The 21012-nt window shown below is 71.8% G+C and carries 15 protein-coding genes; 7 read left to right on the top strand and 8 right to left on the bottom strand.

Features of this window, described 5'->3' with window-relative positions; all coding sequences use genetic code 11:
- The first annotated feature begins 24 nt into the window (after positions 1–24).
- Complete coding sequence (locus OG329_RS06815) at positions 25–1026, top strand: ArsR/SmtB family transcription factor (protein WP_405793423.1); 1002 nt, start codon at positions 25–27, stop codon at positions 1024–1026.
- Positions 1027–1067: 41 nt separating this feature from the next.
- Here the strand turns inward: OG329_RS06815 and OG329_RS06810 are convergent, their stop codons facing one another.
- A complete protein-coding gene (locus tag OG329_RS06810) occupies positions 1068–2459 on the bottom strand; it encodes an N-acetylmuramoyl-L-alanine amidase (RefSeq protein ID WP_405793422.1) in 1392 nt (463 codons plus the stop codon).
- 340 nt (positions 2460–2799) lie between these two features.
- On the opposite strand from OG329_RS06810, the gene OG329_RS06805 reads away from it, so the two are divergent.
- Entirely contained in the window at positions 2800–3633 is an 834-nt protein-coding gene (locus OG329_RS06805) for a M23 family metallopeptidase (protein ID WP_405793421.1), read from the top strand.
- 73 nt (positions 3634–3706) lie between these two features.
- On the opposite strand, the gene OG329_RS06800 is transcribed toward OG329_RS06805, so the two are convergent.
- Together OG329_RS06800 and OG329_RS06795 are read right to left on the bottom strand one after the other, a co-directional pair.
- Positions 3707–4189, bottom strand: coding sequence for a DUF456 domain-containing protein (locus OG329_RS06800; protein WP_405793420.1), 483 nt, complete (start codon positions 4187–4189; stop codon positions 3707–3709).
- An 88-nt stretch (positions 4190–4277) separates the two neighbouring features.
- Positions 4278–5297: a helix-turn-helix domain-containing protein gene (locus OG329_RS06795; protein WP_405793419.1), complete on the bottom strand. Its 1020-nt coding sequence runs from the start codon at positions 5295–5297 to the stop codon at positions 4278–4280.
- A gap of 455 nt (positions 5298–5752) precedes the next feature.
- On the opposite strand from OG329_RS06795, the gene OG329_RS06790 reads away from it, so the two are divergent.
- Both OG329_RS06790 and OG329_RS06785 read left to right on the top strand, forming a co-directional pair.
- Positions 5753–7387, top strand: coding sequence for a protein phosphatase 2C domain-containing protein (locus tag OG329_RS06790; protein ID WP_405793418.1), 1635 nt, complete (start codon positions 5753–5755; stop codon positions 7385–7387).
- A 108-nt stretch (positions 7388–7495) separates the two neighbouring features.
- Positions 7496–9244, top strand: coding sequence for a pyruvate dehydrogenase (locus OG329_RS06785; protein ID WP_405793417.1), 1749 nt, complete (start codon positions 7496–7498; stop codon positions 9242–9244).
- 18 nt (positions 9245–9262) lie between these two features.
- Here OG329_RS06785 and OG329_RS06780 read toward each other — a convergent pair whose 3' ends face one another.
- The gene (locus OG329_RS06780) at positions 9263–12394 is read right to left on the bottom strand and encodes an alpha-mannosidase (RefSeq protein ID WP_405793416.1); all 3132 of its coding nucleotides are present in this window, start codon (positions 12392–12394) and stop codon (positions 9263–9265) included.
- 221 nt (positions 12395–12615) lie between these two features.
- On the opposite strand from OG329_RS06780, the gene OG329_RS06775 reads away from it, so the two are divergent.
- The gene (locus tag OG329_RS06775) at positions 12616–13032 is read left to right on the top strand and encodes an ATP-binding protein (protein WP_405793415.1); all 417 of its coding nucleotides are present in this window, start codon (positions 12616–12618) and stop codon (positions 13030–13032) included.
- Between the two features lie 145 nt (positions 13033–13177).
- Here OG329_RS06775 and OG329_RS06770 read toward each other — a convergent pair whose 3' ends face one another.
- The gene (locus tag OG329_RS06770) at positions 13178–14257 is read right to left on the bottom strand and encodes a DUF2637 domain-containing protein (protein ID WP_405793414.1); all 1080 of its coding nucleotides are present in this window, start codon (positions 14255–14257) and stop codon (positions 13178–13180) included.
- Positions 14258–14483: 226 nt separating this feature from the next.
- On the bottom strand, positions 14484–15335 hold the full coding sequence (locus tag OG329_RS06765) for a (2Fe-2S)-binding protein (RefSeq protein WP_405793413.1): 852 nt from the start codon (positions 15333–15335) through the stop codon (positions 14484–14486).
- Positions 15336–15539: 204 nt separating this feature from the next.
- On the opposite strand from OG329_RS06765, the gene OG329_RS06760 reads away from it, so the two are divergent.
- Both OG329_RS06760 and OG329_RS06755 read left to right on the top strand, forming a co-directional pair.
- Complete coding sequence (locus tag OG329_RS06760; protein ID WP_405793412.1) at positions 15540–16319, top strand: GntR family transcriptional regulator; 780 nt, start codon at positions 15540–15542, stop codon at positions 16317–16319.
- A 328-nt stretch (positions 16320–16647) separates the two neighbouring features.
- Positions 16648–17826 (top strand): acyltransferase family protein, encoded by a 1179-nt coding sequence (locus OG329_RS06755; protein ID WP_405793411.1) that lies wholly within the window; start codon positions 16648–16650, stop codon positions 17824–17826.
- A 231-nt stretch (positions 17827–18057) separates the two neighbouring features.
- Here the strand turns inward: OG329_RS06755 and OG329_RS06750 are convergent, their stop codons facing one another.
- A complete protein-coding gene (locus tag OG329_RS06750; RefSeq protein ID WP_405793410.1) occupies positions 18058–18816 on the bottom strand; it encodes a hypothetical protein in 759 nt (252 codons plus the stop codon).
- A gap of 360 nt (positions 18817–19176) precedes the next feature.
- On the bottom strand, positions 19177–20958 hold the full coding sequence (locus OG329_RS06745; protein ID WP_405793409.1) for a PucR family transcriptional regulator: 1782 nt from the start codon (positions 20956–20958) through the stop codon (positions 19177–19179).
- Positions 20959–21012 lie beyond the last annotated feature (54 nt).

Below are 21012 nucleotides of genomic sequence, written 5' to 3'. Positions count from 1 at the left end.
ACAGGCTTTCCGGGGGAGTCCAAGGTGCTGCGAGTCGATCTCCGTGGACGGGAGTTGAACCGGCTGCGTGTGGCGGACGGAGCGGACGCTCTGTGGGAGGCCGCGCTCAGCCTGCATCTCCTTCAGAACCAGCACGTCCCACCGGCCTTCGCGCCCTGGCGGCGCGAGGTCCGCTCGGCCCTGGAGAGCGCCGGACTCGCCCCGGTAGTAAGGGAGTTGATGCTGCTGTGTCCGTCGGCCGAGTACTTCCCCGACTTCCTCACGCCCGGCGGCGGCGAGCTGGACCTCGACATCGGTGTGGACCGGCTGCTGTCAACTCCCCGCCGGCGCCTGGTCGCTGACCTCACACGGCTCTACGCGCGCAGACGCGGGCCCGTCCCGGACTCCGTACGGCGGCTGTCCGAGGGGGACGTGGAGGCGCTGCGCTGGCTCGGGTCGGCGCTGCGGCGCTACTACTCGGTCGCCGTGGAGCCGTATCTGCCCGCCATCCGCGCACAGGCGGCGGCCGACCGCGCCCGCCGCGCCGAGGCGGCGCTGACCGGGGGAGCGGAAGGGCTGGTGGCCAGTTACGAGGAGCTGCCCGGCTGGCGCTGCGAGGAGGGCGTCCTGCGCACGCCGTACCCGCTCCACCGTGAACTCCGTTTGTCCGGGCAGACGTTGACACTGATCCCGGGCTTCTTCTGTGTCGGTACGCCACTGGCCCTGGTGGACGACGAACTTCCCCCGGTGCTGGTCCACCCGCTCTCCCCGGCGCCCGGCTGGCTGACGCGTTCCCGGCGGGGTGCGGCGTCGCCGCCGGTGGCGCAGTTGATCGGCACCTCGCGCGCGCGGCTGCTCGAACTCCTCGACCGGCCGATGACGACGACGGGTCTGGCGGAGGCGCTGCGGATGGCTCCGTCGACGGCGAGCCGCCATGCCTCCGTACTGCGCGAGGCGGGTCTGCTCACGTCGCGCCGCCACGGCAACCGGATGATGCACCACCGCACCCGACTGGGCAAGGCACTGCTGGACGGCCCCGCCCCGTGATCGCCGGACGGGCTCGTGGAGCCCGTCCGGCGATGCCCGGATCAGCAGTTCGGCACGCCCGGCAGCCACGCGTCCGAGACGTCGATGAAGATGTTCGAGATGTAGCCGCCGTACTCCGGCAGATACGACCAGGCGTCGTTGCTGTACCCCTGGTAGTTGACCAGCTCTCCGCGCTTCTGGCACCGCACCTCGACCGATGTCGGTCCCGCCAGACTGGCCACCTGCGCCGAGGTGGTCGCCGCATCCTGACGGATGCTCACGCCCGTGCCCCATGTCGGGAACGAACTGCCGGGACCGGGGCCGGGGTCACCGCTGCCGCCGTTGACGAGGGACATGTAGTAGTTCCAGTTCCAGTGCGCACCCGGGTCGGTGTGGTCGTTGCCCGGCACCTCACTGTGGCCGACGACGCCCGCGCGGGTGCGCGGGATGCCGTACTTCGCGGTGAGGTGGCGGGTCAGCGCCGCCGACGAGCGGTACATCGAGTCGGTGAACCAGGACGGGTCGGCGACGAAGCCCTCGTGCTCGATGCCGATGGAGCTGGAGTTGGCCGAGCGCGCGTGCCAGGCGGTGTTGGCGTCGCGAACCATCTGGGTGACCTGGCCGTCCGAGGAGCGGATCACATAGTGCGCGCTGACCTGTGAGGACGGGTTCTGGAACCAACTGATGGAGCCCGCGTACGACCCCTGGGTGACATGCACGACCACCTTGTTGATCGCCGCCGTACGGCCGTTCTGGTAGTTCGACGTGCTCGCCGGGACCCACAGGGCCGCCGGATAGTCGTCGCTCAGTACGCCGGCGTCCGACGCGACGCTCGCGTACTTGCCCCGGTCGGGCGTCACCTTGCGCGCCTTGACGAGGATCTGCTCGTTGTCGGCGGTCCGCGCGCGCAGCCCCTTGTTCAGCAGGTCGTACGCGGTGTCCGCGTACAGCCGCGCCGTCCGGTCGTCGGGCGCGGCGCCGTACTCGGCGGCCACCGGGTACCACTCGGCGAGCGAGTCGCGGTCGGCGTCGTCCAGCCCCTGCTCATCGGCGACGGCGCGCAGGACGGCGGCGGCGCCGCGGATGTTGGCCGCCGTGTCCTTCTTGAGCGCCGCAACGGACTCGCCGGTGAGCTTCGCGGCCCGCTCAAGCGTCTGGTGCTTCGGCTGGCTGACCAGGTGCATCACGCCGTAGCCGTTCGCCTGACTGGGGCTGCCGCCATGACCGTCGAGGTGCGTCTCGCCGTATCCGACGGCGACGAGCAGATCACGGGGTACGTCGAACTCGGCGGCGGCTTTCGAGAACGCGGTGTTCATGGCGCCGGCGCCGGAGCCGGAGCCGTCGCCGGGGTACGGCGCGGCCGTCGCCGACTGGCCGGTGAGGGCCAGCGACGCGGCGACCACGGTGCCGAGGAGCGCGGCCTGACCGCGTCTGAAGCCTGTCATCAAGGTCATGGGTCTTCTCTCCGCTCTGTGGTGCGCGGGTCCGTGACCTACGCGCACCAGTGGGGGCAAGGCGGGGTGAGGAGCTGTCAACTCCCGTGCATTGCAGATGACTTGTGAAGTTGTGTCGGTGTGAAGTGGCCGGACGGGCGGGTGGGGCGCGCTCTGCCGCACCGGCGGCGTCGACGCCATGCTGAGCTGTCGAGTTGTCAGGGGCAAGACATTTCAGCTCCGACGAAAGGCGCTGTCCAGTCGTTGTGGGACGGTGCGCCCGTCGCTACTTTTGCCGGGTCTCGCAGCGGTCGCGGCCCGCCCGCCCGGCTGCATCCCCCACATCCATCCGGGAGCATTCGTGACCCGTCTCAGACGCCTATCGACCACATTCGCCGGTGTGCTCCTCGTACTGGTGGGGATGCTGACCGTACCCGCCGGCGCCGCCGAAGCGGCCGAAGCGGGCACCTCCGACACGGCCGCCGCGGCGGCCGGGCCCAACTTCAAGGCCCCCTACCCGTGCGGACAGCGGTGGACCTACAGCCATCACTCCGCCGAGGTCCGCCGCGCGCTGGACTTCGTACGCGCGGACGGCGGCACCACCAACGGCACCCCGGCCCTCGCGTCGGCCGCCGGTACGGCGACCCGGCACAGCCAGCCGAGCGGCGCCGGCAACTACATCTCCATCGACCACGGCGGCGGTTGGACGACGTACTACTTCCACCTCGGCTCCTACTCGGTGGCCAGCGGACAGTTCGTCAACCAGGGCCAGCAGATCGGCACCACCGGCTCGAGCGGCAACTCCTCCGGCCCCCATCTGCACTACGAGCAGCTTCTCAACGGCGTCGGACAGAACATCGTCATCAACGGCGGCGGCCTGCCCTACCCCGGCAGCTACAACCAGTACTTCCTCACCAGTGACAACGGCTGCGGCGGCGGAGGCGGCGGAACCCCCTTCACCACCTGGGGCACCGGTGTCAGCGTCCGCGCGGACGCCCGGCTGAACGCCGCCGTCGTGACCCGACTGGCGGGCCCCACCAACGTGCACGTCCTGTGCCAGAAGCAGGGGGACACCGTGAACGCCGAGGGGTACAGCAACAACTGGTGGAGCAAGCTGCGCGACCAGGGCGGCTTCATCTCGAACATCTACATCGACCACCCGGCCGCCCAGCTTCCGGGCGTGCCGCTCTGCTGACCGGCGCACAGGTCCGGCCGACCGGTTCGTCCTCGATCGCCGGACGGGCTGCGAACGCAGCCCGTCCGCGCGTTCAGCCCCAGACCAGTACGCCCAGCCAGGCGCCCGCCACGAGCAGGCAGCAGAACAGCTCGACCAGCACCGGGACACCCGCCGAGCGCATCACCGCGCGCGTCGACGCCCAGCCGTCCCGGTGGCTGCCCAGCCGTACCCGCTCGACCGCGTAGATCCCCCCGACGAACGCCGGCACCGCGCCCACCACCGGCACCACGAAGAAGCCCACGATCCCGGCCAGCCCGCCGGCCAGCAGTGTGCGCCGACGGGTCCCCGTCTCGCGCGTCCGCCGGGACGGCAGCAGCGGTCTGAGCGCCTGGTTGAGCAGCAGCAGCGCCGTGGCCGCGATCAGTACCGCCCAGGCGGTGGCCGAGGTGTCGCTCAGCGCCCACCAGACCACGGCCGCCCAGACGATGGCGGGTCCCGGCACCCCCGGAATCAGCACACCGAGGACGCCCAGCAGCATGACCAGACCCACCAGCACGAGCTGCCACACGTCCATCTGCCAAGAGTGCAGGATCCCGGTCGCGGTGGCACGCGGGGCGTTCCGCGCCCGCCCCGACGTGGCCCCTACGGCCCGCGCCGTCCGCTCACTCCCGCAGGTCGCGGGAGACCCAGCCCTTCTCGTACGCGTGCCAGCCGAGCTGGAGCCGGGTCGTCACGCCCGCCAGCTCCATCAGGCCCTTCACCCGGCGCTGCACGGTCCGCAGCCCCAGATCGAGCTGCTTGGCCACGCTCGCGTCCGTCATTCCCGCGAGCAGCAGCGACAGGACCTCCAGATCGGTCTCGCCCGGCCCCTCGACCGCGTCTTCCACGACGGTCGTCGCCCCGTCCTCGCCGCCCCCCTCCCCGCCCGGGACCAGGCGCAGCGGCAGCGCCTCGCGCCAGACCGCCTCGAAGAGGCCCGACAGCGACTCCAGCAGCCCACTGGCGTGCACGACCAGCGCCGCGGGCTCCGCGTCGCCCGCCGTCAGCGGCACCATCGCCAGCGCGCTGTCGGCGATCACCAGCTTGGTCGGTACCCGGTCCACCACCCGTACCTGCTCGTCACGGCCCAGAGCCGCCGACAGCTCGCTGATCCCGTCGGGCAGCGACAGCACCTCGCGTTCGATCACCACGCGGTAGCGGACGCCGCGCGTCACCACCCGCTCCTCGGACTCGTTGTCGATCCCCGTCACGGCCATGGGCCTGCCGGTGACCAGCGCGCGGATCTCCCGCACCGCCCCGAGCTGGAGCTGGTGGAAGCGGTGCGCCACCGCGCTCGCGCCCGTCACCACCTCGACCAGATCGTGTACGGCGGGACCCGCCGACTCGGCGCGGTACTCCTCCGCGAGCAGTACGGCGGCCAGCTCGGCCCGCTCCAGCTCGTGGCGCTGCTGGGTGAGCAGCGCGCCCAGCGCCACGGCCGGCGGTGCGGCCACCCAGCGCCCCGTCCGGGCCGACGACTGCGCGGCCAGTCCCTGCTGCTCCAGCCGGCGCAGCGCGCGCTCGGTGTCCTGCTCGGGCATCGCGAGCCGATGCGCCAGATCGGCCGCCTCGGCGGCGCCGAGCGCCACCAGCGCGCGGTACGCCGACTCCTGTCTCTCGTCGAGACCTATCGCTCCCAGCACCCCTGCACCCCTCCCCGGACGGACGTTCAAAACCCGGCGGGGTGTGGCGGATACCGGCCACGGCGTAAACCCGCCGCGCTCATCATCCCCGGATCACGTGTCACTCTGCCAATGTGGCGACATTGCCGGATCGACAGACCTCAGGGATATGCCCCGGTTACTTCGGTGTGTGTCCGTCTTCGTATGCCGGACCTCGTATGCCGGATAAGCTGACTACCGGGACGTTCCTGTCGAACCCCGACGAGTCGCTACGATTCGAATCGGCGTACGGTCGGAAGTAAGGCCGGTCTCCGGCCCCGAATCCTGGTCGGCGCACTCCGGTGCGCTCCGACCTGCCGAACGTCCGCCGGGCGTCCTTCCCGTGGGGGGTGGGGTCGCCCGGCGGACTCCGGTCGCGCCGCTGATTTTTCGCGGTGTCCCGTTTTCTGACGGCCCGTGCGGTCGACAATAGGAGCATGAGCCAGCAGGGGGACCGGCCCGCCACCACCGACGACTGGTGGAACCGGCTGTACGACGACTCCGCACCCGACACCGGTCCGGCCGAGGCGCCGGGCGACACGATCGACGACCGTTTCGACTCGGCGGCGGACACACTCGGCACCGAGGGCGCGGCATCTGTGACGTCCCAGGCCCGGTACGTGCACGCGGTCGGCGACATCGGCGACATCGGCGGGATCGGCGACGACGACGAGGACGAGGACGACGAGGATGTGGGCACCGCCGCAGGCATCGGGTCCGTCTCCCGACCGCCGGCCTGGTGGGAGGCGCCCAGCGGCTATCCGGTGGTCCAAGGGCCCGCGCCCGTACCGCCATCACCGCCATCACCGCCCACGGTTGTCGACGCACCGCTCGTCCCGCCGCCCGCGCCGAGTCCCGTCGCGCCGACCCCTCTCACCCCCCGGCCACGGGCGCCGTGGGAGCCGCCGCCCGCCGCGTTCGACCCCAGCGACCCCAGCCCGCTCCCGATCACCACCCCGGTCACCACCCCGGCCGTGCCCCCGCCCCCGGACCCGCGCGCCGCCACCCCTGAGGCCCAGGCCCCCGCGCCCCCGCCCGCGCCGCAGCCGCCTCCGTCCGCTCCCGTCGCCCCCGCCCCCCTCACCTACGTCGGCGACCGGCCGCCCACCTACGACGCCGAGCCCACCGCGCTGCCCGCCGCCGACGCCGAAGGGCTCGGCCAACTCGTCGCCGACACGGTCCTCGACGGCGCCCAGTACGGCACGTACACCCTGCGCGCCGCCTCCGTGCGCGGCGATTCGGCGCGCTATCGGGGCGAGCCCCGCCGGGACGCCCTGCTCACCGCCCGCTTCGGGACCGGCGCGGGCGCCCTCGTCCTGGTCGCCGTCGCCACCGGCGCGCGTGCCACCGAGGGCGCGCATCTGTCCGCCGCCGACGCCTGCCGGTGGATCGGCGGCGCGGTCGGCCGCAGTCACAGCCGGCTCGCCGAGGACATAAGGGCCGGCCGCCGGGGCGATCTGAAGTCCGGACTGCACCGGCTCACCGACCGTACGTACGGCAAGCTGCGCGCCCGCGCCGCCGAGTTGGGCCGCGAACCGGAGGACTACACCGCGAGCCTGCGCTGTCTGCTGCTCTCCGCCGACGCCGACTGCCGTACCCGCGTCTTCTTCGGCGTCGGCGGTGGCGGGCTGTTCCGGCTCAGGGACGGCGCCTGGCAGGACCTGGAGCCGCCGGTGCCGGCCGACATCCGGGGCGAGCCGGTCCTCGGCTTCGGCTCCGCGCCCGCCCGAGCGGTCGCCGACGCCCTCGCCGAACAGACCCCCGACGGCGACCGCCTCACGATGGATCTGGAGATCACCAAGCCGCCGGGACCGGTCGTGGAGGACCCCGTTCCGCCTCCGCCGGAGCCGTTCCGCTTCCGCGCCTCGGTGGCCCGTCCGGGCGACACACTGCTACTGACCAGTGTCGGGCTCGCCGAGCCGCTGCGCGGCGAACCGGCCCTGGGCGACGAACTGGCGGTGCGCTGGGCGTCCGCCGAGCCGCCGGGGCTCGCCGCGTATCTGTCGGACGTCGGGCTGCGGGTGAAGGGTTACGCCGACGACCGTACGGCCGTGGCGGTCTGGGAGGCGTAACGGCGCGGGGCGTGGGTTGATGGACAGCGGGTATCGGAAGGGGATCCCGGGCCGCCCACGGTCGGTGGCCGTGGCCCGGATCTCCGGACAGCAGAAGGGCACGCTTCCATGGCCAAGCAGAACGTGGCGGAGCAGTTCGTCGGCATCCTCGCCCGCGCGGGTGTGCGGCGGATGTACGGGGTCGTCGGCGACAGCCTCAACCCCGTGGTCGACGCCATCCGGCGCAACGCGGCCATCGACTGGGTCCAGGTCAGGCACGAGGAGGCGGCGGCCTTCGCGGCGGGCGCCGAGGCCCAGATCACCGGCAAGCTCGCCGCCTGCGCCGGCTCCTGCGGGCCCGGCAATCTGCATCTCATCAACGGTCTGTACGACGCGCACCGCTCGATGGCACCGGTCCTCGCGCTCGCCTCGCACATCCCCACCGGTGAGATCGGCCTCGGCTACTTCCAGGAGACGCACCCCGAGCGGCTGTTCGAGGAGTGCAGCCACTACAACGAGATGATCACTAACCCCGAGCAGATGCCCCGGCTGGTCCAGACGGCCATCCAGCACGCGATCGGCCGGGGCGGTGTCAGCGTGGTGACGCTGCCCGGCGACATCGCCGCGCGGCCGGCCCCGACGAAGGCGATCGAGCACGCGTTGGTCACCTCACGGCCCACGGTGCGGCCCGGCGATCTGGAGATCGACAAGCTGGTCGACATGATCGACGAGGCGGACCGTGTCACGCTGTTCTGCGGCAGCGGCACGGCCGGGGCGCACGCCGAGGTCATGGAGTTCGCCGAGCGGATCAAGTCGCCGATCGGCCATGCGCTGCGCGGCAAGGAGTGGATCCAGTACGACAACAAGTTCGACGTCGGCATGAGTGGACTGCTCGGTTACGGCGCCGCGTACGAGGCCACCCACGAGTGCGATCTGCTGATCCTGCTCGGCACCGACTTCCCGTACAACGCCTTCCTCCCGGACGGCACCGACGTCAAGATCGTCCAGGTCGACGTCCGGCCCGAACGCCTCGGCCGGCGCTCCCAGTTGGACCTCGCGGTGTGGGGCGACGTACGCGAGACGCTGCGCTGTCTGACCCCCCGGGTGCGGATCAAGAACGACCGCAGGTTCCTGGACAAGATGCTCAAGAAGCACGCCGACGCGCTCGAAGGCGTCGTCAAGGCGTACACCCGCAAGGTCGACAAGCACATCCCGATCCACCCCGAGTACGTCGCGTCCGTGCTGGACGAAGTGGCCGATGACGACGCCGTGTTCACCGTCGACACCGGTATGTGCAATGTCTGGGCCGCCCGCTATCTGTCGCCCAACGGCCGCCGCCGCGTGATCGGTTCGTTCAGCCACGGCTCCATGGCCAACGCCATGCCGCAGGCCATCGGCGCCCAGTTCATCGACCGGAAGCGTCAGGTCGTCTCGATGTCGGGCGACGGCGGATTCACCATGCTGATGGGCGACTTCCTCACCCTCGTCCAGTACGAACTGCCGGTGAAGATCGTCCTGTTCAACAACTCCTCGCTCGGCATGGTGGAGTTGGAGATGATGGTGTCCGGGCTGCCGTCGTACGGCACCACCAACCACAACCCCGACTTCGCCGCCGTCGCCCGCGCGGCGGGTGCCTTCGGCGTACGGGTGGAGAAGCCCAGGCAGCTCGAGGGCGCGCTCAAGGACGCCTTCAAGCACAAGGGCCCGGCCCTGGTGGACGTGGTCACCGACCCGAACGCCCTGTCCATGCCGCCGAAGATCAGCGCCGACATGGTGCAGGGCTTCGCGCTCTCCGCCGGGAAGGTCGTGCTGGACGGAGGGGTGGGCCGCATGGTGCAGATGGCGCGCTCCAACCTGCGCAACCTGCCACGACCCTGACCCTCCGTCAGTACACCTTTACGCGGGAGTGAACCGCAGCGTCAGGATCTGGAACGGCCGCAGCGCCACCCGCAGACCCTCCGCTCCCGTCCCCGCCTCGTGCAGCGGACGCTCCAACAGGTCCGTGACCTGGGCCTGTACGACGGGGAACCCGGTCCGCAGCAACGCCGACGCACGGTTGCCGGCCGACTCGTAGAGCCGTACCACCACATCCCCGCTGCGGTCCTCGGCCAGCTTCACCGACTCCACCGTGACCGCCGGATGGTCGACGGACACCAGCGGCGCCGACGGGGGAGCGGCGGCGACCCGCAGCGGCAGATTGAGCGCCAGACCCTCCCGTACCGCGTCCGTCACCTCCGCGCCGGGCGCCAGCGCGTAGCTGAACTTGTGCGTGCCCAGATCCGTCTCCGGGTCCGGGCTGTGCGGTGCCCGCAGCAGCGTCAGCCGTACCGTCGTACCCAGCCCCTCCTCGTGCGCGGTGCGGGTCACGTCGTGGCCGTAGGTCGAGTCGTTGACCACCGCCACGCCGTAGCCGGGCTCGGCGACCCGCAGCCAGCGGTGCGCGCAGATCTCGAACCGGGCCGCGTCCCAACTGGTGTTGGCGTGCGTGGCACGGTGCACATGCCCGAACTGGATCTCGGCGGTGGACCGTTCGGCGTGCACGTCCAGCGGGAAGGCCGCCTTGAGGACCTTCTCCGACTCCTGCCAGTCGACCTCGGTGACGACGTCCACGCGCCGGCTGCCGGCCGCGAGCCGGATCTCCTGCACGATCCACGACGAGCCGAACGTACGGACCACCCGGACCGTCACGCGCAGTGGCCCCTGCTCCACCAACTGCACGGACTCCGCCGTCGTGAGATCGGTGTGCCGGTGCCGGTAGTGCCGGTCGATGTCCCAGGCGTCCCACTGGTTGGGGTGGTCCGGGTGCAGTTGGAGCAGATTGCCCCGGCTGCCGGGCGCCAGGACCTCACGGTCCGCCGTCAGATCGCGTACGGAGCTGAGCAGGCCGTCGCGGTCGACGGTGACCCGCAGCAGCCCGTTGTCGAGGGTGATCACGTCCGAGCCCTCGGCGCGCGTCGTCACGCCCAGGGTGCCGTCCGCCGTCTCGGCGGCGGTCAGAGCCGTCGCGCCCAGCCCCGGTACGCGTACGGCGACGGCCGACCGGCCGTGGCTGTTCAGCGCCTGCACGGCGCTGCCCTCGGGGATGTCGGCCGTGTCGGCCTCGACGATCTCCGTCCGCTCGTACGGCGAGGTGTTGAGCACCGCGGCACCCGCACCGCCCTCACCATCGCCACCACCCACGCCGAGCGCCGCGACCGCCGCAGCCGTGATCGCCGTCAGCTCCTCCCGCACCGCCGCGTAGGTGTCCCTGGCCTCCCGGTGCACCCACGCGATGGACGAGCCCGGCAGGATGTCGTGGAACTGGTGCAGCAGCACCGTCTTCCACAGCCGGTCCAGCTCGTCGTACGGATACGCGTACGACGGCGTGCGCAGCGCGGCGGCCGTCGCCCACAACTCGGCCTCCCGCAGCAGGTGTTCACTGCGCCGGTTGCCCTGCTTGGTCTTCGCCTGGGTCGTGTACGTCGCCCGGTGCAGCTCCAGATACAGCTCGCCCGACCAGACCGGGGCCTTCTCCCCGTACTCCTCCTCGGCGGCGGCGAAGAACTTGGCGGGCTTCTCGATCTCGACGCGCGGCGAGCCCTCCAGGGACTTCAGCCGGCGCGCCTTCTCCATCATCTCGCGGGTGGGACCGCCGCCGCCGTCACCCCAGCCGAACGGGACCAGGGAGCGCGAGGCCCGGCCCTTGTCGGCGAAGTTCCGCTCGGCGTGCGCCAGTTCGGACGCGTGGAACTGCGCGTTGTAGGTGTCGACCGGCGGGAAGTGCGTGAAGACGCGCGTGCCGTCGATGCCCTCCCACCAGAACGTGTGGTGCGGCATCTTGTTGGTCTGGTTCCACGACAGCTTCTGGGTGAGGAACCACTCCACGCCTGCCAGCTTTGCCAGTTGGGGAAAAGCCGCCGTGTAGCCGAAGGAGTCCGGCAGCCAGATCTCCCGCGTCTCGACCCCCAACTCCTCCTGGAAGAAGCGCATTCCGTGCACGAGCTGCCGGGCCAGCGCCTCACCGCCCGGCATGTTGGCGTCCGACTCCACCCACATCGAGCCCACCGGCGACCAATTGCCGTCCGCCACGGCCTTCTTGATCCGCTCCCAGATGTGCGGCTGGTGCTCCTTGACCCATGCGTACTGCTGCGCCTGCGAACAGGCGAAGACCAGCTCCGGATACTCCTCGGCGAGTGCGGTGACGTTGGCGAACGTCCGCGAAGCCTTGCGCACGGTCTCGCGCAGCGGCCACAGCCACGCCGAGTCGATGTGCGCGTGTCCGGCCGCCGAGACACGGTGGGCGCTGGGCGCCGCCGGACTGGCCAGGACCCCGGCCAGCTCGGCGCGGGCGGCCACCGCCGTACCCGCCACGTCGTGCAGATCGAGCACGTCCAGCATGCCCTCCAGGGCGCGCAGGATCTCGTGCCGCCGCGACCGGTCGGCGGGCAGCTCCGCCATCAGCTCGGACAGCACCTCGATGTCGAGCACCAGATGCCACACGTTCTCGTCCAGCACGGCGATGTCGGCGGCGGCGAACGTGTACAGCGGGGTGTCGCCGGAGGTCCGTACGTCTCCGAGGCGCGTCGGCATGAAATGGGCCGGCATCGACGGGTTCGCCGCCGCCTCGAGGAGCAGATGGACGCTCTCGCCGCCCTCGGCGGGCGCGCCGACGGGGATGTGCCGGTTACGCGGATGCACTCCCTTGATGGGCACGCCCGCCGCGTCGTACACCATCCCCTCCGCCTGGAAGCCGGGCCCCTCGCCCGTGAAGCCGGGGTCGATCACCACCTCCACCCGCAGCCCGGCGTACTCGTCCGGCACGACGCCCTCCAGCCGGAACCAACTGGTCGACCAGGGCGGACCCCACGGCGTCCCGGTCTGGAACGGCTCGTACGTGGCCTTCAGAGCCTGCTCCACGGGCACCGGCTCGCCCGGCACCTCCCAGACCGAGAGGATGAGTGGCGTCCTGGCCGCGTACTGCGCGGGGCGGATGAACTGGCGGAGGGCGCGCTCCAGCCGGCCCTCCACCAGGGTGCGGTCGTCGTGCATCAAGGCTCCTCAGGTCTACGGCTCGGCCTTTCGGAACGGCAGACTCCAGGTGTCCGGCCGATCTCGCAACCCCTCACTTCCCACCAGAAGCACCAGGCACTCGCCGTCACACCACTCGCATCCTCATGAGTGGCCGGTGGTCAGTGGGGAATGCATCTGGAGGAGAGCGTTCAAGAGAGGAAGCTCGCACAGACAACGGGGGCATGGGGGAGATGGGGGACATGAGAGGTACGGGGGAGCATGCGCGGCTGCTGAGCAAGCAGTTGCTCCGAAGAGTGGAGAGCGCCGATCTCACGGCGGTGCCCGAGGTGCGGCACGCGCTGCGTGAGCTGCTGAGTCACTGGCGGCAGCGCGAGTCGGCGGAGGTGGCGGAGCTGCTGACGAGCGAGCTGGTGACGAACGCGCTGGTGCACACCGAGTACGGAGCGGTGGTCAAGGCGACCGTCGCGGACTCCCAACTACGGGTGGAAGTGCGGGACTTCGTCGACGCGCCACCGACGCCGAGCGCACCGACGCAGGACGACGGGACGCACGGGCGGGGGCTGGTCCTGGTGGAAGGACTCGCCGACGCCTGGGGGGTGCGGTCCCAGGGGCTGGGCAAGATGGTCTGGTTCGAGCTGAACGGCGAGACGGCGTGAGGTCTGCCCGCGCCGACGCGGACGCCCGCGCCGCCACAGACGACGAACCGGCGCGACGGTCTCCCGTCGCGCCGGTCGTGAACCCGTGCGCGGTGTCGCTCCTCGCTCATGACGGCACTCGCCGCACTCGTACGCGTACGCGCACTCAGCCGAACTGCTGCTCCAGATGCTTGAGTTTGCGCTCCAGCGAGTCGAGCCGGGGCAGCGCCTGGGTGTCGTCCTCGGCCGTCAGATCAACGGTGTGCGCCTCGTACCCTTTCACCGGCATGAGGGACGGCTGGGACCGTACGGCCGACTGCTCTCCTTCGCGTAGATCGCCTATAACAGGCTCCGCAGAGGCGGCCGCGACGGCCGGCGGTGAGCCCGACCCGCCGCCCACGGCCGGTACGGCCGCCGCCGCCGGGAGTTCGACCTGGCGGCCACGGCCGCGCCCCCAGGCCCGGTGCTGCCGGTTGAGGGCCTTGATCCTCGCCCGGCCCAGCTTCTCCTGCTCGCGCCGCTGGTGCTTGTTCTGCTCCTTCTCCCGGCGGTCCTCGCGTACCTCGTCGACCGCCTCGTCCAGCGTGCGTACGCCTTCGAGAAGCATCAGCGACCAGGCGCCGAAGGTCTCACGGGGCGCCCGCAGCCACCGTACGATCCGGATCTGCGGCAACGGACGGGGCACCAGGCCCTGTTCGCGCAGCGCCGCCCGGCGGGTCTGCTTCAGTGCCCGGTCGAACAGCACGGCGGCCGAGAGCGACATGCCGGCGAAGAACTGCGGCGCTCCCGCGTTGTCCATGCCACGCGGCGCGTGCACCCAGTTGAACCAGGCGGCGGCGCCGGCGAACGTCCACACCAGCAGCCGCGAGCCGAGTGCGGCGTCGCCGTGGCTGGCCTCGCGCACGGCCAGTACGGAGCAGAACATCGCCGCTCCGTCGAGGCCGAACGGGACGAGATATTCCCAGCCGCCGGTGAGGTTGAGGTTCTGCCGGCCGAAGCCCACGAGCCCGTGGAAGGAGAGCGCGGCGGCCACGCCGGCACAGCAGAACAGCAGCAGATACGAGGCACTGCCGTAGATCGCTTCTTTTCTTCTGCGGCGCTCCTCGCTGCGTTCCCAGGAGTCTTCGGTCCTGGTCTTGGCGCCGGCGGCTTTGCCGCGGGCGATCAATGCCACCGCCACCAGGACGCCGATAAGGAGCACGCCGCCCGGAAGCAGCCAGTTGAGCGGTGAGTCGGTCAGTCGCATGCGGTGTCCCTTGCATCGCAGTGGGGCGTTTCGGGCGCCATATTGGCCGAACCACGGCTGCGCGCAGGAGGGTTTCGGGACAAGAGAACGCCAACGAGGCGCAAGGATACGCGAATAGGAGGGATCCTCCCGAACGAACCGGCGAAGGCGATGAGTTGCGTTCGAATATGACCCGCTGTCATGCCACCCGGATGAGTGGCATGATCCAACGAAGCGCGCAGGAGCGTCAGTTGCTGCTTGCGCTCAGCCGTCGGACCCGGTCCGCGTCGCACGTACGCGGGCAGGTCACGCAGGTGTCCTCGGGCCGCAGCGTGTAGAAGAAGCAGCAGCTCGCCCGGTCCCTGGTCGGCAGCGACTCGCCGCCGGGGCCCCGCAGTTCACGGAAGCCCGCCGTACCGACATACGGCTTCGTCGCGCCCGGCAGCAGCAGTTCGAGCTCCGTCATCGCGCGCCGCTCCTCGCCCAGCAGTTGCGCGACGTACCAGAGCCCCTCGACGATCTCGTCCGTCGCCAGGGCCCACAGCGCGTGATCGCGGCGCCGCATACGCGGCCCGAACGCGGCCAGCACCGGGGCGAGATGCTCGGCCACCGCCGCCCGCACCTCGGCGCGCAGCGCCTCCTCGTCCGCTACGACCCTGGCACCCGGCAGGTCGGCCGCCGGGTCACCGGGCAGACAGGCGAACTCGGCGACACGGACGGCCATTCGGCCCCGCGTCCGCTGGAACGAGACATGTTCCACCGGGATACGGGGCACCCGGCGGCTCACGAACCACGGCACGGTGATCAACAGGCAGGCGGGCCAGGCGTATCGGTGCAGTCCGAAGGTCGCGACGACGTCCGGGCGGGCCCGCTGACCGTAGTCGCGCACCACCTGCGCCTCGTCCCAGGCGAGGAACGTGTCGACCGCGGGGCCGCCGGCCGCGAGGTCGGTCGCGCCGACCCAGCCGTCCCCCGCCGCCGGACGCTCACCGTCCGTCAGCTCGTCGATGCCCAGGGAGGGGAACACCTCGGTCAGTCGCCGGTAGGCATCGGCGACCGGTGAGGTGAACCGGCCGGGCAGCAGAGCATGTGCGGACATTCCTGGGGACCACCGAATCGCGATCGTCTGAAGGTGAGGCTTACCTTACCCGACACGATGGATGTTTGAACTGTCACCCTGTCCGCCTATGGTGCTTCGGGGACCCGGTTCGCGCGAGCCGGGACGAGTGGGAGCAAGCGGAAGTAAGCGGGAAGCGGGAAACGGGAAACGGGAAAGTACGTGACGGCCGGAGGAGGGCGCGCGATGGAGCACGGCAGCGCGTACGACGGCGCGACCACGTCCGCGGGCCCCCAGGAGCCGCCCGGCCGGACACGGACCGGCCACACATCACGCGTCCCGGAGCAGGCACGCGGTGCAGGCGAGCACACGTACGACGCGCCCGAGCCGGGCGTACGCCCTGCGGTGCGGCGTCACTCCGTACGCGGCCAGATCCTCGACGCGCTCCGTACCGCCCTCGTCAGCGGCGAGCTGGTGCCCGGCGAGGTCTACTCCGGCCCCGCACTCGGCGAGCGTTTCGGGGTGTCCGCCACCCCCGTGCGCGAGGCCATGCAGCAGCTCGTACTCGAAGGCGCCGTCGAGGTCGTGCCCAACCGGGGCTTCCGGGTCGCCGAGCGCACGGCCCGCGATCTCGCCGAGCTGGCGGAGGTACGGGCGCTGCTCGAGGTCCCGGTGATGCTGAGGCTGGCCCGTACGGTCCCCGCCGAACGCTGGGCGGAGCTGCGCCCACTGGCCGAGGCGACCGTCGCGGCTGCGGCGTGCGGCGATCTCGCCGCCTACGCGGACCGGGACCGCGCCTTCCACGGCGCCCTCCTGGGCCTCTGCGGCAACCGGCGACTGGTCATGGTCGCCGACGATCTGCACCGCCGCGCGCAGTGGCCGCTCGCCGGCGCGCCGAGGGAGATCAGGGCCGCGCTCGTCGCGGACGCCGCCGAGCACTCCGCCCTGCTGGACGCGCTGATCGCCGGGGATCTGCCGGTCGTGCGCACGCTCGTACGGGAGCACTTCACGGGCGGCGCGGGCTAGTCCGTGTCTGACAAATCCCGCCTGGCGCGCGACGCCCGGCACGCACGCTCGCCGCGTTGTCGTCAGTCGCTCAAGTACGTCCAGTACGTCCAGTACGTCCAGTACGAGAGCGATCCTCCGCCTTGCGATCACACGCACCGACGCCAGTCATCAGCCGCTCCGCGGCGGGCGCGCGCCCCGCCCTGCGGGCGGACGGCGCTATTCGTCAGACACGACCTAAGCCCTGTCCAGGGGCCCCGCGGGGCACGTCCCCGGCTTTGGTGTCGCGTGCGTGTGCGGGTAGCGTCACTCACTCTTCGTCTTCCGGCCACCCACACCACGGGACGTCATGCGCGCCAGCAGTGTTCGTCAGCCAGCCCCCGCAACGGACCGGGCGGGTCTGTCAGGACGGGACCGGCTGCCGTCCCTGACCGGTCTGCGGTTCTGGGCCGCGTTGATCGTGGTGCTCTACCACCTCTCGCGGCAGGTCGGGGAGATCCCCTGGATCAGCGCGGCCACCTGGTACGGGCGCAGCGGTGTCACCTTCTTCTTCGTCCTGTCCGGCTTCGTGCTGGCCTGGACCTACGACGGGCAGCGGGTGCCGGCCAAGGTCTTCCTGTGGCGGCGTTTCGCCCGTATCTGGCCCCTGCTGGTGGTGACGTCGGCGGCCTCCGTCGCCGTCTGGATCGCCATCGGCAAGGAGGTGTCCACGAAGGCCGTGGTCGCGACGCTGCTCATGGTGCACGCCTGGGTGCCCGATCCGATGGTCCAGAAGGGCGCGAATCCGGCGGCCTGGTCGCTCAGTGACGAGGCGTGGTTCTATCTGATCTTCCCGCTCCTGATGCTGCTGCCGCTGCTGAAGTCCGGCCGGGGCCGCCTGTGGGTCGTGGTGACGATGACCGTCGCGCTCGTGGGCGTGTGGTTCGCGAGCGCGCTGATCGAGACGGGCGCCACCCGCGTATGGCTGCTCGACTACTTCCCGCCGACGCGCATGCTCCAGTTCGTGATCGGGGTGGCCGCCGGGCTCGCCATCAAGCGCGGCTGGCGCTCACCCGTCGGGCTGCCGACGGCGATCGCCCTGGTCGTGCTCTGGCATCTGGCGCTCGTCCCGTGGCGCGAGGCCGCCCCGGACGGCCTCTGGTACAGCCCGTACAGCGCCTCGCAGTTGCTCTCCGCGCCGATCTTCGCCCTGCTGGTGTGCGCGGCGGCGCAGGCGGATCTGCGGGGCAGCCGTACGGGGCTGGGCGGGGCGTGGGCGGTACGGCTGGGGCACTGGTCGTTCGCCTGGTACCTGGTGCACGAGATCGTCATCCGCGCCCTGCTCGCCCACTACGGCCGTACGGAGTCCCTGGCCGCCACGGCCGGCTTCTGGCTGCTGGCGATCGTGATCAGCCTGGCCGTGGCGGGGCCGGCGTACCAGTGGGTGGAGCATCCGCTGGAGCGGCTGCTGCGGAAGGCGGGGCCGCAGGCGAGGAAGGAACCGGCGGTGTCCGGCGGCGCCGCCCCCGCGACATCCGGGCTCACCTAGGCCCTGTCCGGCGGATCTTCGGGGGTCCGGGACGCCTGGCACGGCACCTCCCTGCGTTGTCGGAGTCGTCCAAGTACGTCCAGTACGAGGATGATCCTCCGCCTTGCGATGCACCGCACCAGCCGCCCCGGCCTGATCCCCGAAGATCCGCCGGACAGGACCTAGAGCCGGACCGGGCCGGTCCGGTCCGGTGTCGCCGGGTCCGGCCCGTCCGCCCGGCGGGCTTCGACTTCAGGCCGCCGGGCTCGGGGCCAGTTGCGCGGCCAGCCATGTCGGGACGCCGTCCAGCAGCCGGAACAGCCGGCCCGCCTCCGCGCGCAGCCGCGTCGCCTCCGGCTCCGGCTCGGCGTCGGCCAGTGCGGCGAGCGCCGGGGCCGTACCGACCAGATAGCCCAGCTCCTCACGGATCCGCAGCGACTCCCCGAAGCCGTGCCGTGCCTGAGCCAACTCGCCCTCGCGCAGGGCGAGTCCGGCCAGATGGCGCCAGGTGAAGGAGAGCAGCAGCGGCTGTCCGTGCGTGGTGGCGCCCGTGTGGGCGCGCCGGTACGCGGCGAGGGCCGACTGCGGTGAGTCCGCGAGGTGTTCGGCGATCAGGCCCCGGCGGAAGTCGAGCAGCGGCCGGCCGGGCGCCGTCGGCGCGAGCAGCGCGGCGGCCCTGCCGAGCGCGGCACGCGCCTCGTCGGCGCGGTCGCGCACTCCGAGAATCGTGGCCGCGTAGGCGAGATGGCCGCGCTCGCTGGCGGCGCCGCCCCGTTCGTCGTCCTCGCGCGCCGTGGCCTCGGCGACCCGCAGCGCGTCCTCCGCCTCGGGCCAGCCGTCACCCGTGAACAGGCAGCGCTCCACCAGCAGTGACGCTCGTTGCAGGGACAGCGCGGCTCCCCGATGGGGCGCGAGCAGTGCGGCCGCGTCGGTCCAACAGCCGCGCGAGCGCAACCGCCATACCGCGGTCTGGAGTGGGTCGTCACCGGTAATGAATCCGGCACCAGACATGGCGGTATCCGCCACATTGCCCTCCCCGAGCGCGCCATTGTGCTGTTGAGTTCTCACGCATCTCAACACGGATCGGCACGCCGGGCCAATAGTTCAGGTGAAAAAATTCACAATGCCTTGGTCAACAAGGGGTCGACAGCGGGCTGTTCGACGCTGCGTCAAGGCGGCCGGATGCGCCGTTCGGCACACTCCCCACGGGGCCGTCACCCGGCTGACCAGCGCGAGCACCCGCCGCCGGGCGGCGGGGAGTTCACCGTGCGGACGGCCAGGGGCCGCCGCCCGTCACGCGGTTGGATCTCGCCGTGACCACGACGGGTGACAGCGGTCAACATGGCACCGGGTGACGCGTGTTGGGCGCGATCAGCTCATCCGGAGGGCAAGGAAGAAGTCGAGCTTGTCCTCCAGCCGGGACAGATCGCGGCCCGTGAGCTGTTCGATGCGCCCCACCCGGTACCGCAGCGTGTTCACATGCAGATGCAGCCGGGCCGCACAGCGTGTCCAGGAGCCGTCGCAGTCGAGGAACGCCTCGAGCGTGGGGACCAGTTCGGCGCGGTGGCGGCGGTCGTACTCCCGTACGGGGTCGAGCAGCCGCGCGGTGAACGCGCGCCGCACGTCGTCCGGGACGAACGGCAGCAGCAGTACGTGCGAGGCCAGCTCGTGATGGCCGGCGGCACACACCGGGCCGGGCCGGGCAGCGGCCACCCGGCGGGCGTGTCTGGCCTCCTCCAGCGCGCCGCGCAGGCCCTCGGCCGACTGCACCGCCGCGCTGACGCCCAGCGTCACCCGGCCGTCGTCGGCGAGTCCGGCGGTCAGCGGTACGCGTACGGCGGCCAGCAGTACGTCCGCCTGGAGGCCCCCGTCCGCCGGCTTCGTGTCCCCGGCGGCCGGGGCGGTCGCGGCCGGGGCGGCCGGGCCCGGCGCCGTAGAGCCGTCCGGGACCGCCAGCGGCACCAGCGCGATCGCCTCGCCGCCCGTGTGGGCCACCGCGATCCGGTCGGCCGACTCCATGCCCGCCGTCGCCGGATCGACCAGGATCTCCTCGAGCAGCGCCTGGGCGACGTGACCGGCGTCGAGCGGACCCGCGCCGCCCCCGCCATCCCCGCCGCCGTCGCCCTCGCCCGCCCAGTCGACGCGCGCCACGACGAGCTGCCAGTGCGGGGCGCTCCCGTGGCCGGGCAGCAGCACCGGCGCCGCGACCCGCAGCCGTGCCGCGATCTCGGCGGGCGGGGCACCCGTCTGGACCAGTTCCAGAATCTCCTGGGCGAGCCGGCGCCGTACCGTACGCGCCGCGTCCCGCCGGTCCCGTTCGACCGCGATCAACTGCGTGACGCCCTGCAACAGATCCAGCCGGGGCGCGCCCCACTCACCCGCGTCCGCCTCCACGGCCAGCAGCCACTGCGACAGGACGCTCTCGCGTACGTCCCCGGCCGCCTCCCGTACGTCCCCGCCCCCGCCCACCGCCGCCGCGCCACGTCCCGGATCGCGCACCGGGAACAGCGAGTACGTCGTCCCGCCCACGGCCACCCGGTGCGGCGCCCGCCGCCCCGCGCGCGTCGCCGCCAGATGCTCCGCCGCCAGCGCCGCGCCCACCGCGCCGGACAGCGGCCGGCCCGCGCCGGCGATCCGCCGCCCGGTGGGGGAGAGCACCCACGCCCGCAGGTCGAGGTCCGAGCCCAGCAGGTCCAGGACCACCTCCGGTCCGCCGCCGGCCGGGCCGGACGTCATCAGCCTGCGGTGCCGGTCGACCACGGCGGCCAGATCCCCGGCGCGCTCGCCGGACACCTGCCGCACCACGTACTCGGTGACCGTCGCGAACGCGACGGACTCGTTCACCGCGAACAGCGGCAGCCGGTGCCGCAGACACGCCCCGATCAGATCGTCCGGGATGGCGCCCAGCTCGGCCTCACCGGCGGCCAGCCCGGCCACCCCGGCGCCCGCGAGGAGCCGTACGAAGGGCTCGGAGTCCTGGGGCGTACGCCGCCAGGCCAGGCCGGTCAGGACCAGCTCACCGCCCGACAGATAGCGGCTCGGGTCCCGCAGGTCGGTGGTCATCACGCCGCGTACGGTCCGGTCGAGCTCGTCCTGACCGCCGAGCAGCCGCAGCCCCAGCGCATCGGTTTCCAGCAGTGCGCGCAGCCGCATCTCGTCGCCGCCGATCTCTTTCGCCGCTTAGCCATTTGTTCGAATCTACAAGAC

This window comes from Streptomyces sp. NBC_01506 (assembly GCF_045040295.1).
In the GTDB taxonomy this organism is placed as follows: domain Bacteria; phylum Actinomycetota; class Actinomycetes; order Streptomycetales; family Streptomycetaceae; genus Streptomyces.
Note: the sequence above shows the minus strand (reverse complement) of the source record. Positions and strands in the feature narration are given on the sequence as shown.